Below are 14,482 nucleotides of genomic sequence, written 5' to 3'. Positions count from 1 at the left end.
GTTACGCCTGGTTGTTCTCTTCGGCGGCCGGAGCTGCCGGAGCGTCGCCGGACTTGGCACCCTCGAGCAGCTCGCGCTCCCACTCGGCGAGCGGCTCGTCGCCGGCCACGACGCCCGGCTCGGGCTTCTGGTCGGCACGGGTGGCGCGCCCGGAACGCGCGATCAGCCCGTCCGCGACCGCGTCGGCGACCACGCGGGTCAGCAGCGCCGCGGAGCGGATGGCGTCGTCGTTGCCGGGGATCGGGAAGTCGACCTCATCCGGGTCGCAGTTCGTGTCGAGCACGGCGATGACCGGGATGCCCAGCTTGCGGGCCTCGTCGACCGCGATGTGCTCCTTCTTGGTGTCGATGACCCAGATCGCCGACGGCAGCTTCTGCATGTCGCGCAGACCGCCCAGGGTCCGGCTGAGCTTCGTCTGCTCACGGGACAGCTGCAGGGTCTCCTTCTTGGTGTACCCCTGCGCGGTGCCCGTCAGGTCGAGGCTCTCCAACTCCTTCATGCGCTGCAGCCGCTTGTACACCGTCTGGAAGTTGGTCAGCATGCCGCCGAGCCAGCGGTGGTTGACGTAAGGCTGGCCGACCCGCGTCGCCTGCTCGGCGATCGCCTCCTGGGCCTGCTTCTTGGTGCCCACGAACAGCACCGAGCCGCCCTCGGCCACCGTGTTGCGGATGTAGTCGTACGCCTTCTCGATGTAGTCGAGCGTCTGGCGCAGGTCGATGATGTAGATACCGTTGCGCTCGGTGAAGATGAAGCGCTTCATCTTCGGGTTCCAGCGGCGGGTCTGGTGCCCGAAGTGCACGCCACTCTCGAGCAGCTGACGCATGGTCACGGCCATGTTCGGCGGGATCCCTTCGATCCTGGTTGTACGGCGGACCGGTCGGCCCGTCGTCCTGGCGCCCAGTCGTCGGCCGTCTCACCCTTCGCGCACGCGGTCTCGCGTGTTCTCATGGGACCAGGGCGGCCGCCGCCCTTTGAAACGCTCACCCGGCACGGAAGAGAATGCGGCGGGCTAAGGGAGGGCGCGCGAGGTCGACCGCACGGTGTGCGGTCGCCGGGGGAAAGTGTACGCGCCAGGCGGCGGTGACCACGAATCCCCCCGGTCGCGTGTTCTTCGTCCGGTTACGTGGCGAAATTTCCGATTCGGCGCGAGGCGGCCCGCCGGCGGGTCACCGCGCGAGGCTTCACTCACGCGACGACCGCGTCCGTTTCACCCACGGCACCACCCCCGCGGGCCGCGCCTTGTTGTTCGCTTCTTCCGCGGCCTGCCTCGTTCGGCTGCCTACCTCGTTCGGCTGCCCTATCTCGTTCAGCTGCCCTATCTCGTTCAGCTGCCCTATCTCGTTCAGCTGCCTTATCTCGTTCAGCTGCCTTATGAGGCGGCAAGTCCGGCCGCGAGGAACAGCAGCAGCGCCACCGGCAGGTACACCAGCGGGGTACGCAGCCAGACCCGTCCCCCGGGCGTGGCCGCGGCCGCCCCACCGATCAGGCCGTACAGCCCGAGCGCGAACATCGGCAGCGCCGGAATCATGAAGATCCCGGCGAGCGTGGCCCCGGCGGGAATCTCCTTGGCGGTCATCGCGCTGAGGAAGAGCCGCAGCACCGGCACCTCGAACAGAACCGTCAGCAGCACCAGCACCGTCGCCAGCCCCGGCCGCTTGCTGCGGTACACCGCACCGCCGGGCTCCCCGGCCCCGAACTGCTGCTGCGGCGCCGGCACGGCCGCGGTCAACGCCGTAGGGGCGGCGAACGCGTTCGTGGCCGGCCCCGGCGCACCCGCCCCGGCCGGCCCACCGGACACCGGCCCGGCACCCCCGCCACTGGGCTGGATGGTCGGCATCTGCATCGGCGCCCCGGAAGTCAACCCGGGAATCGGCGCTCCGGAGGTCGATGCCCCCGAGGTCGGCACCCCGGAGATCGGCGCGCCGGAAGTTGGCAGCGCCCCTGGCGACAACCCCGGAATCGGCGCCCCGGACGACGACAGCCCGCCACTGGCGGATGCCCCGCCACCGGAGACCGGTCGTTGAAGGGCGCTGCGATCGAGCGCCTCCGACCGCCGGGACCGGCTGACGAACTCCCCGGACAGCTCCCCGGAGTCTGAACCGCGCCCCGGCTCGGACGGGCGCGCCAGGTCCGACGGCCGCCCGGGGTCCGACGGGCGCCCCAGGTCCGACGGGCGGCCGGCGGCGGCCGGCGTGCTGAACTGTCCGCTGGGGCTGTCGCCGTAGCTCAGCGGGTCGCTGTCGTACCCGCGCCCGCCTCCCCGAGGCTCCGGAACCCGATACCCGCCGTCGTCGTACTCCCGCTCATCCGCATACCGCGTCGGCGTGTACCCGCGATCCGCGTCGTCCCGCCCCCGCGACTCCCGCGAGCGGTCGTCCCAGTCCCGATCGTCACGGCGGTCGTGATACCCGCGCTCGTCCGAGTACCAGCGCGAATCCGCGTCCGGGTCCTGCGAGTAGTTCCGGCGTCCATCCACGGTCCGTCACGGTAGGCCCTCCGCATGATCCTCGCCACCCGGCAAAGGTCCGTGTAATCTGCGTCGCTGCCAGTCAAGCGCCGCCGCCACCCGCCTGGCCTCCCACGTATCGCGCCCTGCCGACCACGCCTCCGGCCTCGGCCTGTCCGGTTCCCGCCACGGTCGTCGCGGTCTGCGACGGCCGCCATCGGCCCAGACCGCTCGCGCGGGAAGCCTCTCGCCCGCCAGGGGGTGAGAACGACGCACCCACCTTCCGCAGCGCCGCCGCTCAGGCACCGTAGCTCCTGGTAGCTCGGGCAGTACCGCTCCCGACCGCCCGGACGCGGCCCCTCCCGGCAGCCCAGGTGCCACCCCTCCCCGCAACCGAGGCACCACCTTTCCCGGCAGCCCAGGCACCGCCACTCCCGGCAGTGCAGGCGCTGGCCGAGCCTGTCCGGTCGCCGCACTGTCCGGCGCTCCGCCCGATGGCCGCATACTCTGGGGGTGACAGACGCCTCGCGTGATCCGCTCGTCGCCCGCATGCGCCCGTTCGGCACCACCATCTTCGCGGAGATGTCGGCCCTCGCCGTACGCACCGGCTCCGTCAACCTCGGCCAGGGCTTCCCCGACACCGACGGCCCGACCGCGATGCTCGACGCGGCCGCGGCGGCCCTTTACGGCGGCCGCAACCAGTATCCGCCGGGCCCCGGCATCCCCGAACTGCGCGCCGCGATCTCGGCGCACCAGCGGGCGTTCTGGGGCCTCGAGTACGACCCGGACGGCGAGATTCTCGTGACCGCCGGCGCGACCGAGGCCATCGCCGCGAGCATTCTCGCCCTCTGCGAGCCCGGCGACGAGGTCGTCTGCTTCGAGCCCTACTACGACTCCTACGCCGCGTCGATCGCGCTCGCCGGCGCCGTCCGCCGCCCGGTGACGCTGCGGGTCACCGACGGCCGATACTCCTTCGACCCGGCCGAGTTGCGCGCCGCCTTCGGCCCTCGGACGCGCCTGGTCCTGCTCAACTCGCCGCACAACCCGACCGGCAAGGTCTTCACCGCCGCCGAGCTCGCCCAGATCGCGGAGCTGTGCGTGGAGTTCGACGTGCTCGCGGTCACCGACGAGGTGTACGAACACCTGGTCTTCAGCGACGCGACCGCCCCGCACGTGCCGCTCGCCGGCCTGCCCGGCATGCGGGAGCGGACCCTGCAGATCTCCTCCGCCGGCAAGACGTTCTCGTGCACCGGCTGGAAGATCGGCTGGGTGTGTGGCACTCGCCCGCTGGTCTCGGCCGTCACCCGGGTCAAGCAGTTCCTCACCTACGTCAACGCCGGCCCGCTGCAGCCGGCCGTCGCGGTGGCGCTGGACTTGCCGACGTCCTACTACCAGGAGTTCCGCGACGATCTGCAGCGCAAACGCGACCGCCTGTGCAAGGGCCTGGCGGAGGCCGGGTTCGCGGTGCTGCAGCCCGAGGGCACGTACTTCGTCACCGCCGACATCACCCCGCTGGGCGGCACCGACGGCGTCGAGTTCTGCCTGTCGCTGCCGGAACGCTGCGGCGTCGTCGCCGTGCCGACGCAGGTCTTCTACGACGACGTCGCAGCCGGCCGGAGGCTCGTGCGGTTCGCGTTCTGCAAGCGCGACGAGGTTCTCGACGAGGCCGTCGCCCGCCTGCAGCGGCTCTGACCCGATCACCGGCCCCCGTCCCCGCCCGACCGCCGCTTCCCGTCTGAGCCCCTTCACCGGTCCTCCTCCTCGCCGATCGGGGCCCGCGGCGTGCTGCGCAGCCGATACCCGTCCGGCCCCGACACCACGAACCCGAGCTCCTCCAGCAGCGGCAGGCTGCGCCGGGCGTCACGCCCGCTCACCCCGGCGACGGCGGCGATCTGCTCCGCGGTCATAGCCCGCCGCGGCCGGACGGCGTCGAGGATGCGAGCCTGCAGCGGGTCGAGCACGTCCTCGGGCCGCCCCGCGCCCTGGATCGGCTCGGCCAGCTCACCCACGCTGCCGACCTCCTCGATGATCTCCTCGACCCTGCTCACCAGCACGGTCCCCGGCTGCCGCAGCTCGATGTGGCAGCCGACCGACATCGCCGAGTTGACCGGCCCGGGCACGACCATCGCCGAGCGTTGCAGCAGCCTGGCGTATCCGAGCGTGCTGCGCGCCCCGCTGCGCGACCCGGCCTCGACCATCACCGTGCCTCTGGTCGCCGCGGCGATGACCCGGTTGCGGGTCAGGAACCGGGTCTTGTGCGGCTGCGTGCCGGGCGGCCACTCCGTCAGCAGCAACCCCTCGGCGCCGATCTGCTCCAGCACCGCCGCGTTGGCCGCCGGGTACGCCCGGTCGATCCCGCAGGCCATCACCGCCACGGTGTCCCCGCCCCCGGCCAGCGCGCCGCGGTGTGCGGTCACGTCCACGCCGAGCGCCCCGCCGGAGACGACCGTCCAGCCCCGCTCCGCCAGCCCGTACGCGAACTCGGACGCCACATACCCGCCGTACCCAGTGATTGCCCGTGCTCCGACGACCGACACCGACCGCTCCAGCGTCTCCGCGAGCCGCAGCGGCCCACGCAGCCAGATGCACATCGGCGGATCTGTGTCCCGCCGCAGCATGTTGCCCTCGCGGCTGGCCCGCACCAGGTCGTCGAATGCCGCCGGCCACTCCTCATCGACGGCGGTGATGATCCGCGCCCCGAGCCGCTCCGCCAGCCCGTCCATCTGCTCGGCGAGCTGCCCGGCCAGGTCCGCCGATCCCTCCACGCCGGCCGCACGCATCCTGGCCCGCACCGCCCCGGCCAGCGCTGGCTTGACACCGAACCCGCCGACGGCCCGCCCCAGTGCCTCCGGCGCCCCGACGTTGCGGACCAGCACGCCGAGCTCCCGGCTGCCGGGCTCGACGAGCATCCCCAGCGCCATACGCGCCACCCGGTCCTCGCCGGCCCTCATCGCGCGTTCCTCGATCGCAACTCGAGCGCCTCACGCACATCGGCGGTCTCGGGGCGGACCCGTCCTTCGAGGTCCGCGATCGTCCACGCCACCCGCACCGCCCGGTCGAAGCCCCGGGCCGAGAGCCGGCCGCGGTCCATGGCGTCGGTCAGCGGCTTCACCACCGTCCTGGGCAGGAGAAACCTCGGATCGCGCAGCAACGGGCCGGGCGCCTCACCGTTCGACCGCGCGGCCGGCTTCCACCGCTCGCAGGCCGCACCGCGGGCGGCCAGGACCCGCTTGGCCACCACCGCCGTCGGCTCGACGATCTCGTTGGCGACGAGTGCGGCAGAGCGCACCGGGTCCAGATCCACCTGAAGATCGACGCGATCCATCAGCGGTCCGGAGAGCCGTGCCTGGTAGCGGCGGCGCACGATCGACGGGCACTCACACATGTGCTTGCCGCCCGGTTTCGCGCAGGGACACGGATTGGCCGCGAGGACCAGCTGAGTGCGCGCCGGATACACCGTCTCGCCATGGGCCCGCCGCAGCCGGACCTCACCCTCTTCCAGCGGCTGCCGCAGGGCTTCCAGCGTCCCGCTGGGGAACTCCGCACACTCGTCGAGAAAGAGCACCCCGTGATGTGCCAGGCTGATCGCGCCGGGCCTGGCCAGCCCGCTTCCGCCACCGACGAGAGCAGCGACCGAGGCCGTGTGGTGCGGCGCCTGCAACGGGGCACGGCGGATCAGCGTGCTGCCCGGCGTCAGCGCCCCCGCGATCGAGTGCAGGGCCGTCACCTCGATGGCCTCCTGGTCGCCGAGGGGCGGCAGGACGCCGGGCAGGCGCGCGGCGAGCATGGTCTTGCCGGCGCCGGGCGGGCCGAACATGGCGACATGGTGCCGGCCCGCGGCAGCGAGCTCGATCACGCGACGGCCGCGCTCCTGGCCGAGGACGTCGGCCAGGTCGAGCGGGGCGGCATCCGGAGACGACGGCTGGGACGCCGGATCGAGCAGATCCTCGGTGCGGTGCAGGTAACCGATGATCCGGCCCAGGCAGTCCGCGGCACGAACCTTGATGTCGGGCACCAGGCGGGCCTCGGTGACATTGGCGGGTGGCACGAGGGCCAGACCGACCCCGGCCCGGCTGGCCGCCAGCACGGCCGGCAGCACCCCACGGACCGGCCGAAGGGTGCCGTCCAGGCCGAGTTCGCCGAGCACGACGGCATCAACGAGGCGACCGATCGGCAGTTGTGCGCCGGCAGCGAGGACAGCCAGGGCGACCGCCGCATCGAATCCGGAGCCGTGCTTGCGGACGTGGGCCGGGAGCAGGTTGACGGTGACACGGGCCTGGGGCCAATAGGCCCCCGAGTTGTGCACGGCCGCACGGACCCGGTCGCGGGCCTCGCTCAGCGCGGCGTCCGGCAGCCCGGACACCACGAGGCTGGGCAGGCCGGGTGCCACGTCGGCCTCGACCTCGATCACCTCGCCGACGACGCCGTGCAGGGCGACGGAACGGATCTTCGCGTAGCCCATCAGAACGCTCCACGCAGATGCTGCAGCGCCACCGATCTGCCGACGAGCACGCTGATCACGTCGAAGCGCACGTGTTCGCAGCGAACGTCATTGGCGGCGAGCCACATCCGGGCGAGCGTGCGCAGGCGCCGGACCTTGGCCGGCACGACCGATTCGGCGGGCATGCCGAACCGTGTGCTGCGGCGGGTCTTGACCTCGACGAACACCACGTCGGGGCCGTCCCGGGCGACTACGTCGAGCTCGCCGGCGCGACTGCGCCAGTTGCGATCGAGCAGCACGAGGCCCTGTGACACGAGGTATCGGCAGGCGACGCGTTCGCCGAAGCCGCCGACGAGCTGGTTGCGGTTCGTCATGCGGGCGACTGTCGCGGATTCAGGCGATCAATGCGGCGCAGTGAAGATCAAACTGTGGATAACCGAGTGCTTGTGGATGAACTTCGGACAGTTATTTGATTTTGGTATGGGCTGGGGTCGCAGCGCAGGCCGGACCGGATGTGGCCATTACACGGCCCGATTCAGAAAATTTTGCGCCAGTGCTGGTGGACGAGGTCCAGGCCGTACGCCGGCTTGCGCTCCTCGTGGTCGAGCTCGAAGCCGGCGCGCCGGTAGAGGTGACGCGCGGCGTCGAGGACGTCGTGCGTGAACAGGACCATGTCGCGATATCCGGCGCGCTGGGCGAATCGGACGCACTCCTCGACGAGCCGGCCACCGACGCCCAGGCCGCGGGCCTTCGGCTCGACCAGCAGCAGTCGCAGCTTCGCGGTCGACTCGCTCGCGCGGACGCAGAAGATCGACCCGACGGGCTCGCCGTCGACCTCGGCGATCCAGCCGCGGTCCCAGCGCTCGTCGTGCGAGTCGGCGTAGTCCGCGACGATGCGCGCGACCATCGCCTCGAACTCGGCGTTCCAGCCGTACTCCGCGGCGTAGAGCGCACCGTGGCGCTGAACGACCCAGCCGAGGTCGCCCGGGCCCGGGGGCCGCAGCACGACGGTGGGCGCGGATGGGGTGACACCGCCGAGAATGGACTCGATCGCGCTCATGGCACCGGCCAGGCGGCGCTCGTCCGCCCGCGTCGCCGCCGACAGCAGGGCGGCGGCCTGCGCGTCCGAGCGCTTGTCGAGCTCCGCCTGGGCCGCCCGGCCGGCGTCGGTCAGCCTGATCCGCTGCTTGCGCGCGTCCACGTCCGAGCGCTCCCGCACGACAAGGCCGTCGGTCTCGAACCGGCCGAGGATGCGGCTGAGGTAGCCCGCGTCCATGTCGAGCCCCTGACGCAGATCGGCGACCTCCAGCACCCGCGCGGGCGCGGCGGCGAGCTCGTACAGCACCCGCGCCTCGGCGAGTGAATAGGGCGAGTCGAGCAATCCGGCCCGCAGCACGCCGATCAGATTTGTGTAGAAGCGATTGAAGCGCCGTATCGCAGCAACCGTCTCGATAGTCATAGTTGACATCGTCAGGTGATCTGTTGACGTTGTCAACTAATTTCGGAAAGCCGGGCGACGTGGCGTTGTAACTGCCGGGAAACGCGGCGTCGTCAGGCTGGGGCCCATGTCGCTACGTCACGTAATCGTCGAACTTCCCGACCGGCCCGGCTCCCTCGGCCAGGTGACCACGCTGCTCGGCCGCCTGGGCGTCGACATCCGCCAGATGCGGGTGCTCGGCCGCGACGGCGTGGTGGCAACCGACGAGTTCGTGGTCACCGTGCCGGGCCCGGTCATCGATCGGACGCTGCCCGAGCTTCTCGAGGAAATTCAAGGTGTACGTGTCGTGTCGATGGAGCCGACCGAAAGCGATAGCGGGATATCGGGCGCTATCGTCTCCGTATGACCGCTGCTGTCGACAAGCTCGTGGAGCTGCTCGAGACGCTTCCTGTCGCCACCCGCCAGGAAATCACCGCCTGGCTGCTCGGACGCACCGATACGACGGACCGGCGCGCCCTGTTCGCCGGCGAGGCGACCCGCGGGCACCGGCTCGTCGGCGCTTCCGCCCTCGGTCCGGAGCCGGCGGCACAGGGCACGCTCGGCGGTTTGCTGCCAGTCGGCACCGACAGCCAGCTCGTGACGTTCCGCCTGCCGGCCGAACGGCACGCCGAGCTGCGCGCCTGGTGCACCGAGCACGGCTTCACGATGGCGGCCGTGGTGCGCGGGCTGATCGAGCGGTTCCTCGAAGAGCAGCAGCGACGCAGTTGAAGCCGCCCGAATCGACACCCAGCGGCCGCGCGGACGTGCCGGCCACGGACGCGTCCGCACGGCTTCACGACGCTGATGTGTCCACGGCAGGCGGCGCAGCAGCCAGCCAGCCCGCGCCCGCGCGTCTACGCGACGTCATGGCGTCCGCGCGGGCCACTCGCGAGGACGCGCGGACTCGGCCGAGCGCTCAGCGAGCCGCGCCGGGCGCGAGCCCGGGTGCTGGCCAGGGCGGCCTCGACGCCGCGCGGGCACAGGACGACCCTGACGGCGTCCAGAGCCAGGCCGAACGGCACGCCGAGGGGAGACCGGCCGAACGCGGTGACAAGGCGGTGACAAGCAAGCCGGAGCGGGCCGGGCCGGGCCGTGGGCAAGGACGGTCCGCGCGGGGCACTACCAGGAGCACCGGCACCCGACGAGAACGCACCGACGCTCCCGCGCCGGGGACCGCGGAGATGCACGAACGGTTGCCCGCGGCCATGCGGGATGCGGTCGACGACTTCGCGCGATACCTCGCGGCGGAGCGGAACCGATCGGCGCACACGGTGCGGGCGTATGTCGGCGATGTTGTTTCGCTGCTCGACTACGCGGCGGCCGGGGGCGCAGACACGCCCGCGCGACTGACGCTCACGGTCCTGCGGGGGTGGCTCGCGCGGAGGCGGTCGGCCGGGGACGCGCGCACGAGCCTGGCCCGGCACGCCGCGGCCGCGCGGACGTTCACCGCGTGGGCGAAGCGCGAGGGACTGGTCGAGGCCGACCCCGGGCAGCGGCTGGCCAGCCCCAAGGCCCACCGCGACCTGCCCACCGTGCTGCGCGCCGAGCAGGCCGAGACGCTGGTGACCTCGCCAGCCGGGCGCGCGGACGCGCTGGGCCTGCGCGATCGCCTGGTGCTGGAGCTGCTGTACGGCACCGGGATCCGGGTCAGCGAGCTGTGCGGCCTCGACCTCGGCGACGTCGACCGAATGCGGCGGGTCGTGCGGGTCGTGGGCAAGGGCAACAAGGAGCGTTCGGTGCCGTACGGCCTGCCTGCCGACGGGGCGCTGACCGCCTGGCTCCGGCACGGCCGGCCCGCGCTCGAGGGCGCACAGAGCGGCTCGGCGCTGCTGCTCGGGGCGCGCGGTGGCCGGCTGCAGGCGGGCGCGGCGCGACGGATCGTGGACGCGTACGCGCGGGCGGCCGGGCTGCCGCACACGTCGCCCCACGATCTGCGGCACTCCGCGGCCACGCACCTGCTCGAGGGCGGCGCCGATCTGCGGTCCGTGCAAGAGCTGCTCGGACACGCCTCGCTGTCCAGCACGCAGATCTACACCCATGTGTCGATCGAGCGGTTGCGCGCCGCGTACGAGCAGGCGCATCCGCGCGCGTAGCCGCGCTGACCGGCCCAGGCGGATCGTGGAGTGGTTTGCCGGCCGGGTGGGACTGCCGACCGAGCGGCCGGGCAGCCGGCTGGCCAGGTAGCTGGATACGCCGGGCGGCCGGACGCCCCAGGCGCTCGGACGCCCCAGGCGCTCGGACGCCCCAGGCGCTCGGACGCCCCAGGCGCTCGGACGCCCCAGGCGCTCGGACGCCCCAGGCGCTCGGACGCCCCAGGCGCTCGGACGCCCCAGGCGCTCGGACGCGGCGGGACGAGGTGAGCCGGACAATGGACCGGAGCCGTGCAACTGGGCGCGAGTGGCGGGATGGAGCCCTAAGATCGTTGATGTGTCCGCACCCGAGCCGATTCCGGGCGCGCGGCTGCTGTTCTCGCACGACGCAGCCGTCGCGCATCTGAACCACGGGGCGTTCGGGATGGTGCCGATCGCGGTGCAGCGGGCCCAGCAGCGGCTCCGCGACGAGATGGAAGCCAACCCGCACCGGTTCTTCGCCGTCGGGCTGGAGGAGCGGATCGCGCACGTGCGACGCCATCTCGCCAGCTTCGTCGGGGCCGATCCGGACGGGACCGCGCTGGTCGAGAACGCCTCCACCGGGACGTCGACCGTGCTGGGGAGCCTCGATCTCGGCACCGAGGACGAGATCGTGACGACCGATCACGGCTACGGCGCCGTGGATCTCGCGGTCGCAGCCACGTGCCGGCGCACCGGGGCGGTGCATCGGGTCGCGCGGGTGCCGCTCGCCGCCGACGACACCGCGGTGACCGCCGCGGTGCTGGAGGCGACGACACCGCGGACCCGGCTGGTGATCGTCGACCACGTCACCGCCGCGACCGCGCGCGTCTTTCCGGTGCGCCGGATCATCGAAGCGGTGCGTGGGCGCTGGGGCGACCAGGTGGCCGTACACGTCGACGCCGCGCACGTCCCGGGGATTCTCGACCCGGCCGTGAGCGAACTCGGCGCGGACTCCTGGGTCGGCAACCTGCACAAGTGGGCGTTCGCGCCGCGCGGCACCGCTCTGCTGGCCGTCGCGCCCGCGCGGCGGGACCGGATCCGGCCGCTGGTGCTGTCATGGTCTGCCGAGGCTGGCTTCCCCGCGAGCCTGGAGTGGCTCGGGTCGCACGATTACACCCCCTGGCTCGCGGCGCCGACGGGGCTGTTCGTCCTGCGCTCGCTGGGAATCGAGCCTGTACGGAGGCACAACGCGGCGCTGGCCGAATACGGGCAGCGCGTGGTCGCGGAAGCGCTCGGAAGCGAGGTTCCGCCGGCGACCGGGCTGCCCATGACCCTGGTCCCGCTGCCTCCGGGCGTGGCGAGCGACCCGGCGGCCGCGTCCGGGCTGCGTCGCCGGATCTCCGACGAGCTCTCGGCCGAGGTGGGGCTCGCCGGCTGGCGCGGACGCGGGTATCTCCGGCTGTCAGCGCAGATCTACAACCGCCCCGAGGACTACGAGCGCCTGGCCACCGGCCTGCCGAAGCTCCTCGCGCGCTCCTGAGCAACTCGCGCGGACGCGGCGGTCCCGGCGCCAGCAGGCGACACGCCCGACGCACGGGCGGGGGCGCCCGACGCACGACAAAGGCAGGCCACTCAGAGGGCCATGAGTCGGTGCCGGAATGGCGCACAAGTGGCAGGCGAGGGCACGGCAGGCCAGCGCCACGACACGCAGGCGCGGAAGGCGGAAGCACGACACGCAGGCGCGGAAGCACGACGCGAGCAACGCGAGGGCGCGGAAGCGCGACGCGAGGGCGCGGAAGCGCGACGCGAGGGCGCGGAAGCGCGACGCGAGGGCGCGGAAGCGCGACGCGAGGGCGCGGAAGCGCGACGCGAGGGCGCGGAAGCGCGACGCGAGGGCGCGGAAGCACAGGCAGCGCGACGCAGAAGCCGGCACGCAAGGCGCAAGCAAGACCGCGACACGCAAGCACGCAGGCGGGGAGCCGAGCCGCGGCGCAGCCGCGCGCTGAAGCCGACGCAAGGGCGGAAGCGGAGACCACGACACGCAGGCAGGAAGGCGCGAGCCGCGCAGGCACAGCGCGACGCGGACGCAGGCCCCAAGGCGAAAGCGAGACCGCGACACGCGAGCACGCAGGCGGGGAAGCGCGGCGGGGAGGGCACGGAGGTGCAGGCACAACACGGTACGGAGGCAGAGGGACAGCGGCCGGCAGGCGGGCACGCACGGGAGTCAGTGGCTCAGCGAGCGCCCGCAGGCATCGGGAGGAGGCCAAGCCGGGGACGAGGCCGCGGATCAGGTGATCGGGAGGAGCCTCACGCGATGCCGGCGGAGGAGGCTGAGCGGGTCGAGGTACACATTCTGGTCTGTTCTCAGGCCCCAATGCAGGCACGCCTCGTCCGGGCACGGGTGGCCCGGTCTCAGCGTCCCCAGCGGCGTCCCCGCCGCCACCGCCTGCCCCGCCACCACCGAGGCCGCGACCGGCTCGTACGTGGTCCTCACCCCGCCGGGATGCTCGACGCTCACCACCGGCCGCCCACCCACCATCCCGGCGAAGACCACCTTGCCGGGGCCGGCGCTGCGAACCGTCTGCCCGGGCACGCCGACGAGGTCGACGCCGCGGTGGCCGGCCGCGTATCGGTCGGAAGGCGGCTCGAAGCCCCTGGTCACCGTCACCGGCCCGTCAAGGGGTGCCTGGTAGTCGGCGGCGGGCTCGTCGGGGGCCTCGTGAGCGGATGGGCGGGGCGTGGCGAGGGCGGCGGAGGCGGCCGCGAGCGCGGAGCCGGCGGCGGCGAGGACGGAGGCGGCGAGAACGAGGAGACCGGCGCGGAGGAGGTTCTTGAACATGCGTGCCAGGGTGGCGGAAACGGCCGGGCGGAGTGGACGTGATCATGGCGAACCTGTGGACAACCAGGCGCCTGTGGATAACGGGGCAGCCGGACTCGAAGTGTGCTAGACGAATCGGACCCGCACGGTGACGTGCGGGTCCGCGGTGAGACAGATCGACGAAGTCAGCTGCCGAAGCCGTTGTCGGGCAGAGAAATATCCGGCTTCTCGAGCTCCTCGACGTTGACGTCCTTGAAGGTCATCACTCGGACGTTCTTCACGAACCGGGCAGGCCGGTACATGTCCCAGACCCAGGCGTCGTGCATCTCGACCTCGAAGTAGACCTCGCCGTCGGAGTTGCGCACGTGCAGGTCGACCTGGTTGGCCAGGTAGAACCGGCGCTCGGTCTCCACCACGTAGGAGAACTGGCGGACGATGTCGCGGTACTCCCGGTAGAGCTGCAGCTCCATCTCGGTTTCGTACTTCTCGAGATCTTCGGCGCTCATCGCGGTCCGCCTTCCATAGCCACATTGTCGCCCACTTGCGCCGGAACCCGTGCGGCCTCGCCGGGCGCCACGCCGACGTTACCGCGCCTTTCGCCCGGCCGCCCCACCGCCGCCACGTTCGCGTAGGAGAAACGGTGCTCCGGGCAGGGGCCGTGGGCGGCGAGGGCGGCGCCGTGCACCGGGGTCGAATAGCCTTTGTGCTCGTCGAAGCCGTACTGCGAGTACGACTCGTGCAGCTTCTGCATGATCCGGTCCCGCGTGACCTTCGCCACGACGCTGGCCGCAGCGACGCAGGCGGCGACCTGGTCGCCCTTCCAGACGGCGAGGCCGGGAATGCCCAGGCCGTCGACCTTGAAGCCGTCGGTGAGGGCGTACTCGGGGCGGACCGACAGGCTCGCGAGGGCGCGGCGCATGCCGGCCAGGTTGCACACGTGCAGGCCGCGGCGGTCGATGTCGCCGGGCGGGATGACGATCGCGCTCCACGCCTCCGCGCGGCGGACCACCTGCTCGTAGACGCGCTCCCGCGCGGTGGCGGTCAGCAGCTTGGAGTCGTTGAGCTCCTCGATCTCGCCGCGGCGGCCCTGCGGCAGAATGACGGCGGCGACCACGAGGGGCCCAGCACAGGCCCCACGACCCGCCTCGTCGGCCCCGGCCACCCGGTTGAAGCCCCGCCGCTGCAAGGCCCGCTCCAGGGCCCACAGACCGGCTGCGCGATGCACCACAGTGCGAGGAGGCGCGAGCAT

14 protein-coding genes are annotated in these 14,482 nt (G+C 72.4%); 5 read left to right on the top strand and 9 right to left on the bottom strand.

What is annotated here, in order from left to right; translation table 11 throughout:
• Nucleotide 1 precedes the first annotated feature (1 nt).
• The gene (gene rpsB, locus ACQPY0_RS08920; protein ID WP_432986761.1) at nt 2-835 is read right to left on the bottom strand and encodes a 30S ribosomal protein S2; all 834 of its coding nucleotides are present in this window, start codon (nt 833-835) and stop codon (nt 2-4) included.
• Nucleotides 836-1,181: 346 nt separating this feature from the next.
• Complete coding sequence (locus ACQPY0_RS08915; RefSeq protein WP_432995095.1) at nt 1,182-1,997, bottom strand: pentapeptide repeat-containing protein; 816 nt, start codon at nt 1,995-1,997, stop codon at nt 1,182-1,184.
• A 998-nt stretch (nt 1,998-2,995) separates the two neighbouring features.
• Here ACQPY0_RS08915 and ACQPY0_RS08910 point away from each other — a divergent pair.
• A complete protein-coding gene (locus ACQPY0_RS08910) occupies nt 2,996-4,138 on the top strand; it encodes a pyridoxal phosphate-dependent aminotransferase (protein WP_432995093.1) in 1,143 nt (380 codons plus the stop codon).
• A gap of 53 nt (nt 4,139-4,191) precedes the next feature.
• Here the strand turns inward: ACQPY0_RS08910 and dprA are convergent, their stop codons facing one another.
• The 4 genes from dprA to ACQPY0_RS08890 form a co-directional block, all read right to left on the bottom strand.
• Complete coding sequence (gene dprA / locus ACQPY0_RS08905; RefSeq protein WP_432986760.1) at nt 4,192-5,397, bottom strand: DNA-processing protein DprA; 1,206 nt, start codon at nt 5,395-5,397, stop codon at nt 4,192-4,194.
• Entirely contained in the window at nt 5,394-6,908 is a 1,515-nt protein-coding gene (locus tag ACQPY0_RS08900) for a YifB family Mg chelatase-like AAA ATPase (protein ID WP_432986758.1), read from the bottom strand. The genes dprA and ACQPY0_RS08900 overlap by 4 nt, the downstream gene beginning before the upstream one ends.
• The gene (locus tag ACQPY0_RS08895; protein ID WP_432986756.1) at nt 6,908-7,261 is read right to left on the bottom strand and encodes a YraN family protein; all 354 of its coding nucleotides are present in this window, start codon (nt 7,259-7,261) and stop codon (nt 6,908-6,910) included. The genes ACQPY0_RS08900 and ACQPY0_RS08895 overlap by 1 nt, the downstream gene beginning before the upstream one ends.
• A gap of 161 nt (nt 7,262-7,422) precedes the next feature.
• Nucleotides 7,423-8,346, bottom strand: a complete 924-nt coding sequence (locus ACQPY0_RS08890) for a bifunctional helix-turn-helix transcriptional regulator/GNAT family N-acetyltransferase (RefSeq protein WP_432986754.1) — start codon at nt 8,344-8,346, stop codon at nt 7,423-7,425.
• A 163-nt stretch (nt 8,347-8,509) separates the two neighbouring features.
• On the opposite strand from ACQPY0_RS08890, the gene ACQPY0_RS08885 reads away from it, so the two are divergent.
• The 4 genes from ACQPY0_RS08885 (at nt 8,510) to ACQPY0_RS08870 (ending at nt 11,955) form a co-directional block, all read left to right on the top strand.
• Nucleotides 8,510-8,731 (top strand): hypothetical protein, encoded by a 222-nt coding sequence (locus tag ACQPY0_RS08885; protein WP_432986752.1) that lies wholly within the window; start codon nt 8,510-8,512, stop codon nt 8,729-8,731.
• Entirely contained in the window at nt 8,728-9,093 is a 366-nt protein-coding gene (locus tag ACQPY0_RS08880) for a hypothetical protein (RefSeq protein WP_432986750.1), read from the top strand. Before ACQPY0_RS08885 ends, ACQPY0_RS08880 begins: the two co-directional genes overlap by 4 nt.
• Nucleotides 9,094-9,545: 452 nt before the next feature.
• Nucleotides 9,546-10,457: a tyrosine recombinase XerC gene (locus ACQPY0_RS08875; RefSeq protein WP_432986748.1), complete on the top strand. Its 912-nt coding sequence runs from the start codon at nt 9,546-9,548 to the stop codon at nt 10,455-10,457.
• Nucleotides 10,458-10,791: 334 nt separating this feature from the next.
• Nucleotides 10,792-11,955 (top strand): aminotransferase class V-fold PLP-dependent enzyme, encoded by a 1,164-nt coding sequence (locus tag ACQPY0_RS08870; RefSeq protein ID WP_432986746.1) that lies wholly within the window; start codon nt 10,792-10,794, stop codon nt 11,953-11,955.
• 747 nt (nt 11,956-12,702) lie between these two features.
• Here the strand turns inward: ACQPY0_RS08870 and ACQPY0_RS08865 are convergent.
• The 3 genes from ACQPY0_RS08865 to ACQPY0_RS08855 all read right to left on the bottom strand — a co-directional run bounded on the left by ACQPY0_RS08865 (nt 12,703) and on the right by ACQPY0_RS08855 (nt 14,482).
• On the bottom strand, nt 12,703-13,254 hold the full coding sequence (locus ACQPY0_RS08865; RefSeq protein WP_432986744.1) for a murein hydrolase activator EnvC family protein: 552 nt from the start codon (nt 13,252-13,254) through the stop codon (nt 12,703-12,705).
• 164 nt (nt 13,255-13,418) lie between these two features.
• On the bottom strand, nt 13,419-13,739 hold the full coding sequence (locus ACQPY0_RS08860; protein ID WP_190249654.1) for a DUF2469 domain-containing protein: 321 nt from the start codon (nt 13,737-13,739) through the stop codon (nt 13,419-13,421).
• Nucleotides 13,736-14,482 (bottom strand): ribonuclease HII, encoded by a 747-nt coding sequence (locus tag ACQPY0_RS08855; protein ID WP_432986742.1) that lies wholly within the window; start codon nt 14,480-14,482, stop codon nt 13,736-13,738. Before ACQPY0_RS08855 ends, ACQPY0_RS08860 begins: the two co-directional genes overlap by 4 nt.

This window comes from Dactylosporangium sp. CA-233914, from assembly GCF_050942935.1.
Classification (GTDB): Bacteria; Actinomycetota; Actinomycetes; order Mycobacteriales; family Micromonosporaceae; genus Dactylosporangium.
Note: the sequence above shows the minus strand (reverse complement) of the source record. Positions and strands in the feature narration are given on the sequence as shown.

Coding starts and splice junctions, on each gene's coding strand:
- ACQPY0_RS08880 (WP_432986750.1), top strand. CDS start 8,728: ATGACCGCTGCTGTCGACAAGCTCGTGGAGCTGCTCGAGACGCTTCCT.
- ACQPY0_RS08865 (WP_432986744.1), bottom strand. CDS start 13,254: ATGTTCAAGAACCTCCTCCGCGCCGGTCTCCTCGTTCTCGCCGCCTCC.
- ACQPY0_RS08855 (WP_432986742.1), bottom strand. CDS start 14,482: ATGCTCGCGCCTCCTCGCACTGTGGTGCATCGCGCAGCCGGTCTGTGG.
- ACQPY0_RS08910 (WP_432995093.1), top strand. CDS start 2,996: ATGCGCCCGTTCGGCACCACCATCTTCGCGGAGATGTCGGCCCTCGCC.
- dprA (WP_432986760.1), bottom strand. CDS start 5,397: ATGAGGGCCGGCGAGGACCGGGTGGCGCGTATGGCGCTGGGGATGCTC.
- ACQPY0_RS08895 (WP_432986756.1), bottom strand. CDS start 7,261: ATGACGAACCGCAACCAGCTCGTCGGCGGCTTCGGCGAACGCGTCGCC.
- ACQPY0_RS08900 (WP_432986758.1), bottom strand. CDS start 6,908: ATGGGCTACGCGAAGATCCGTTCCGTCGCCCTGCACGGCGTCGTCGGC.
- ACQPY0_RS08890 (WP_432986754.1), bottom strand. CDS start 8,346: ATGACTATCGAGACGGTTGCTGCGATACGGCGCTTCAATCGCTTCTAC.
- ACQPY0_RS08875 (WP_432986748.1), top strand. CDS start 9,546: ATGCACGAACGGTTGCCCGCGGCCATGCGGGATGCGGTCGACGACTTC.
- ACQPY0_RS08860 (WP_190249654.1), bottom strand. CDS start 13,739: ATGAGCGCCGAAGATCTCGAGAAGTACGAAACCGAGATGGAGCTGCAG.
- rpsB (WP_432986761.1), bottom strand. CDS start 835: ATGGCCGTGACCATGCGTCAGCTGCTCGAGAGTGGCGTGCACTTCGGG.